General features: G+C 51.1%; 2 tRNA genes and 2 rRNA genes. All 4 read left to right on the top strand.

Features of this window, described 5'->3' with window-relative positions:
- Nucleotides 1–395: 395 nt before the first annotated feature.
- The 4 genes from BM403_RS31190 (at nt 396) to BM403_RS31175 (ending at nt 5,338) form a co-directional block, all read left to right on the top strand.
- Nucleotides 396–1,932 (top strand): 16S ribosomal RNA (locus BM403_RS31190).
- An 82-nt stretch (nt 1,933–2,014) separates the two neighbouring features.
- A tRNA-Ile gene (locus BM403_RS31185) sits at nt 2,015–2,091 on the top strand.
- A gap of 30 nt (nt 2,092–2,121) precedes the next feature.
- Nucleotides 2,122–2,197: transfer RNA gene (locus BM403_RS31180), tRNA-Ala, on the top strand.
- Nucleotides 2,198–2,446: 249 nt separating this feature from the next.
- A 23S ribosomal RNA gene (locus tag BM403_RS31175) occupies nt 2,447–5,338 on the top strand.
- Together the 16S and 23S rRNA genes with 2 tRNA genes alongside form the textbook arrangement of a ribosomal RNA operon.
- Nucleotides 5,339–5,544: the final 206 nt, after the last annotated feature.

Below are 5,544 nucleotides of genomic sequence, written 5' to 3'. Positions count from 1 at the left end.
GTGTTGTTTGGCTCTATTAACGTTTCGATCCTCTCGGTCGAAAGCGGAGAAAAAGAGGTGTTGACAGCAGCGTGTAACGCTGTAGAATTCGCCTCCCGCTAACGAGAGATCGGAAGCGCAAGTGGTTGAAGTTGTTGAAGAAATCTTCGAAAACTTCTGAAAATAATCACTTGACAGCAAATGAGGCTGCTGTAGAATGCGCGCCTCGGTTGAGACGAAAGATCTTAACCAACCGCTCTTTAACAACTGAATCAAGCAATTCGTGTGGGTGCTTGTGGAGTCAGACTGATAGTCAACAAGATTATCAGCATCACAAGTTACTCCGCGAGAAATCAAAGATGTAACCAACGATTGCTGAGCCAAGTTTAGGGTTTCTTAAAAACCCAAAGATGTTTGAACTGAAGAGTTTGATCATGGCTCAGATTGAACGCTGGCGGCAGGCCTAACACATGCAAGTCGAGCGGTAGAGAGAAGCTTGCTTCTCTTGAGAGCGGCGGACGGGTGAGTAATGCCTAGGAATCTGCCTGGTAGTGGGGGATAACGTTCGGAAACGGACGCTAATACCGCATACGTCCTACGGGAGAAAGCAGGGGACCTTCGGGCCTTGCGCTATCAGATGAGCCTAGGTCGGATTAGCTAGTTGGTGAGGTAATGGCTCACCAAGGCGACGATCCGTAACTGGTCTGAGAGGATGATCAGTCACACTGGAACTGAGACACGGTCCAGACTCCTACGGGAGGCAGCAGTGGGGAATATTGGACAATGGGCGAAAGCCTGATCCAGCCATGCCGCGTGTGTGAAGAAGGTCTTCGGATTGTAAAGCACTTTAAGTTGGGAGGAAGGGCAGTTACCTAATACGTGATTGTTTTGACGTTACCGACAGAATAAGCACCGGCTAACTCTGTGCCAGCAGCCGCGGTAATACAGAGGGTGCAAGCGTTAATCGGAATTACTGGGCGTAAAGCGCGCGTAGGTGGTTTGTTAAGTTGGATGTGAAATCCCCGGGCTCAACCTGGGAACTGCATTCAAAACTGACTGACTAGAGTATGGTAGAGGGTGGTGGAATTTCCTGTGTAGCGGTGAAATGCGTAGATATAGGAAGGAACACCAGTGGCGAAGGCGACCACCTGGACTGATACTGACACTGAGGTGCGAAAGCGTGGGGAGCAAACAGGATTAGATACCCTGGTAGTCCACGCCGTAAACGATGTCAACTAGCCGTTGGGAGCCTTGAGCTCTTAGTGGCGCAGCTAACGCATTAAGTTGACCGCCTGGGGAGTACGGCCGCAAGGTTAAAACTCAAATGAATTGACGGGGGCCCGCACAAGCGGTGGAGCATGTGGTTTAATTCGAAGCAACGCGAAGAACCTTACCAGGCCTTGACATCCAATGAACTTTCTAGAGATAGATTGGTGCCTTCGGGAACATTGAGACAGGTGCTGCATGGCTGTCGTCAGCTCGTGTCGTGAGATGTTGGGTTAAGTCCCGTAACGAGCGCAACCCTTGTCCTTAGTTACCAGCACGTCATGGTGGGCACTCTAAGGAGACTGCCGGTGACAAACCGGAGGAAGGTGGGGATGACGTCAAGTCATCATGGCCCTTACGGCCTGGGCTACACACGTGCTACAATGGTCGGTACAGAGGGTTGCCAAGCCGCGAGGTGGAGCTAATCCCATAAAACCGATCGTAGTCCGGATCGCAGTCTGCAACTCGACTGCGTGAAGTCGGAATCGCTAGTAATCGCGAATCAGAATGTCGCGGTGAATACGTTCCCGGGCCTTGTACACACCGCCCGTCACACCATGGGAGTGGGTTGCACCAGAAGTAGCTAGTCTAACCTTCGGGAGGACGGTTACCACGGTGTGATTCATGACTGGGGTGAAGTCGTAACAAGGTAGCCGTAGGGGAACCTGCGGCTGGATCACCTCCTTAATCGACGACATCAGCTGCTCCATAAGTTCCCACACGAATTGCTTGATTCATTGAAGAAGACGATAAGAAGCAGCCCGAAATTGGGTCTGTAGCTCAGTTGGTTAGAGCGCACCCCTGATAAGGGTGAGGTCGGCAGTTCGAATCTGCCCAGACCCACCAATTTTGTGTGGGAAACGCCTGTAGAAATACGGGGCCATAGCTCAGCTGGGAGAGCGCCTGCCTTGCACGCAGGAGGTCAACGGTTCGATCCCGTTTGGCTCCACCACTACTGCTTCTGAAAGTTTTGAAAGCTTAGAAATGAGCATTCCACCACGACGGTGATGAATGTTGATTTCTAGTCTTTGATTAGATCGTTCTTTAAAAATTTGGGTATGTGATAGAAAGATAGACTGAACGTTACTTTCACTGGTAACGGCTCAGGCTAAGGTAAAATTTGTGAGTTCTCTTAATTGAGAAATTCGAATTTTCGGCGAATGTTGTCTTCACAGTATAACCAGATTGCTTGGGGTTATATGGTCAAGTGAAGAAGCGCATACGGTGGATGCCTTGGCAGTCAGAGGCGATGAAAGACGTGGTAGCCTGCGAAAAGCTTCGGGGAGTCGGCAAACAGACTTTGATCCGGAGATGTCTGAATGGGGGAACCCAGCCATCATAAGATGGTTATCTTAAGCTGAATACATAGGCTTAAGAGGCGAACCAGGGGAACTGAAACATCTAAGTACCCTGAGGAAAAGAAATCAACCGAGATTCCCTTAGTAGTGGCGAGCGAACGGGGACTAGCCCTTAAGTGGCTTTGAGATTAGCGGAACGCTCTGGAAAGTGCGGCCATAGTGGGTGATAGCCCTGTACGCGAAAATCTCTTAGTCATGAAATCGAGTAGGACGGAGCACGAGAAACTTTGTCTGAATATGGGGGGACCATCCTCCAAGGCTAAATACTACTGACTGACCGATAGTGAACTAGTACCGTGAGGGAAAGGCGAAAAGAACCCCGGAGAGGGGAGTGAAATAGATCCTGAAACCGTATGCGTACAAGCAGTGGGAGCCCACTTTGTTGGGTGACTGCGTACCTTTTGTATAATGGGTCAGCGACTTATTTTCAGTGGCGAGCTTAACCGAATAGGGGAGGCGTAGCGAAAGCGAGTCTTAATAGGGCGTCTAGTCGCTGGGAATAGACCCGAAACCGGGCGATCTATCCATGGGCAGGTTGAAGGTTGGGTAACACTAACTGGAGGACCGAACCGACTACCGTTGAAAAGTTAGCGGATGACCTGTGGATCGGAGTGAAAGGCTAATCAAGCTCGGAGATAGCTGGTTCTCCTCGAAAGCTATTTAGGTAGCGCCTCATGTATCACTGTAGGGGGTAGAGCACTGTTTCGGCTAGGGGGTCATCCCGACTTACCAAACCGATGCAAACTCCGAATACCTACAAGTGCCGAGCATGGGAGACACACGGCGGGTGCTAACGTCCGTCGTGAAAAGGGAAACAACCCAGACCGTCAGCTAAGGTCCCAAAGTTATGGTTAAGTGGGAAACGATGTGGGAAGGCTTAGACAGCTAGGAGGTTGGCTTAGAAGCAGCCACCCTTTAAAGAAAGCGTAATAGCTCACTAGTCGAGTCGGCCTGCGCGGAAGATGTAACGGGGCTCAAACCATACACCGAAGCTACGGGTATCACGTAAGTGATGCGGTAGAGGAGCGTTCTGTAAGCCTGTGAAGGTGAGTTGAGAAGCTTGCTGGAGGTATCAGAAGTGCGAATGCTGACATGAGTAACGACAATGGGTGTGAAAAACACCCACGCCGAAAGACCAAGGTTTCCTGCGCAACGTTAATCGACGCAGGGTTAGTCGGTCCCTAAGGCGAGGCTGAAAAGCGTAGTCGATGGAAAACAGGTTAATATTCCTGTACTTCTGGTTATTGCGATGGAGGGACGGAGAAGGCTAGGCCAGCTTGGCGTTGGTTGTCCAAGTTTAAGGTGGTAGGCTGAGATCTTAGGTAAATCCGGGATCTTAAGGCCGAGAGCTGATGACGAGTTACCTTTTAGGTAACGAAGTGGTTGATGCCATGCTTCCAAGAAAAGCTTCTAAGCTTCAGGTAACCAGGAACCGTACCCCAAACCGACACAGGTGGTTGGGTAGAGAATACCAAGGCGCTTGAGAGAACTCGGGTGAAGGAACTAGGCAAAATGGCACCGTAACTTCGGGAGAAGGTGCGCCGGTGAGGGTGAAGGACTTGCTCCGTAAGCTCATGCCGGTCGAAGATACCAGGCCGCTGCGACTGTTTATTAAAAACACAGCACTCTGCAAACACGAAAGTGGACGTATAGGGTGTGACGCCTGCCCGGTGCCGGAAGGTTAATTGATGGGGTTAGCTAACGCGAAGCTCTTGATCGAAGCCCCGGTAAACGGCGGCCGTAACTATAACGGTCCTAAGGTAGCGAAATTCCTTGTCGGGTAAGTTCCGACCTGCACGAATGGCGTAACGATGGCGGCGCTGTCTCCACCCGAGACTCAGTGAAATTGAAATCGCTGTGAAGATGCAGTGTATCCGCGGCTAGACGGAAAGACCCCGTGAACCTTTACTATAGCTTTGCACTGGACTTTGAATTTGCTTGTGTAGGATAGGTGGGAGGCTTTGAAGCGTGGACGCCAGTCTGCGTGGAGCCAACCTTGAAATACCACCCTGGCAACTTTGAGGTTCTAACTCAGGTCCGTTATCCGGATCGAGGACAGTGTATGGTGGGTAGTTTGACTGGGGCGGTCTCCTCCTAAAGAGTAACGGAGGAGTACGAAGGTGCGCTCAGACCGGTCGGAAATCGGTCGTAGAGTATAAAGGCAAAAGCGCGCTTGACTGCGAGACAGACACGTCGAGCAGGTACGAAAGTAGGTCTTAGTGATCCGGTGGTTCTGTATGGAAGGGCCATCGCTCAACGGATAAAAGGTACTCCGGGGATAACAGGCTGATACCGCCCAAGAGTTCATATCGACGGCGGTGTTTGGCACCTCGATGTCGGCTCATCACATCCTGGGGCTGAAGCCGGTCCCAAGGGTATGGCTGTTCGCCATTTAAAGTGGTACGCGAGCTGGGTTTAGAACGTCGTGAGACAGTTCGGTCCCTATCTGCCGTGGACGTTTGAGATTTGAGAGGGGCTGCTCCTAGTACGAGAGGACCGGAGTGGACGAACCTCTGGTGTTCCGGTTGTCACGCCAGTGGCATTGCCGGGTAGCTATGTTCGGAATAGATAACCGCTGAAAGCATCTAAGCGGGAAACTAGCCTCAAGATGAGATCTCACTGGAACCTTGAGTTCCCTGAAGGGCCGTCGAAGACTACGACGTTGATAGGTTGGGTGTGTAAGCGCTGTGAGGCGTTGAGCTAACCAATACTAATTGCCCGTGAGGCTTGACCATATAACACCCAAGCAATTTGACTACTCTAACGAGCATCAGATTGCGGTGTGTGAAGACGAAATGAACCGAAAGTTCGACGCTCACAAAACACCGAAAGCTGTCACATACCCAATTTGCTGAAGCGAGGCCAGCTGGCCACGACTCAGTACCCGAATTTCTTGACGACCATAGAGCATTGGAACCACCTGATCCCATCCCGAACTCAG

It is taken from the genome of Pseudomonas sp. OV546 (genome assembly GCF_900116845.1).
GTDB lineage: Bacteria > Pseudomonadota > Gammaproteobacteria > Pseudomonadales > Pseudomonadaceae > Aquipseudomonas > Aquipseudomonas petroselini.
This window is presented reverse-complemented; position numbering and strand designations above follow the sequence as displayed.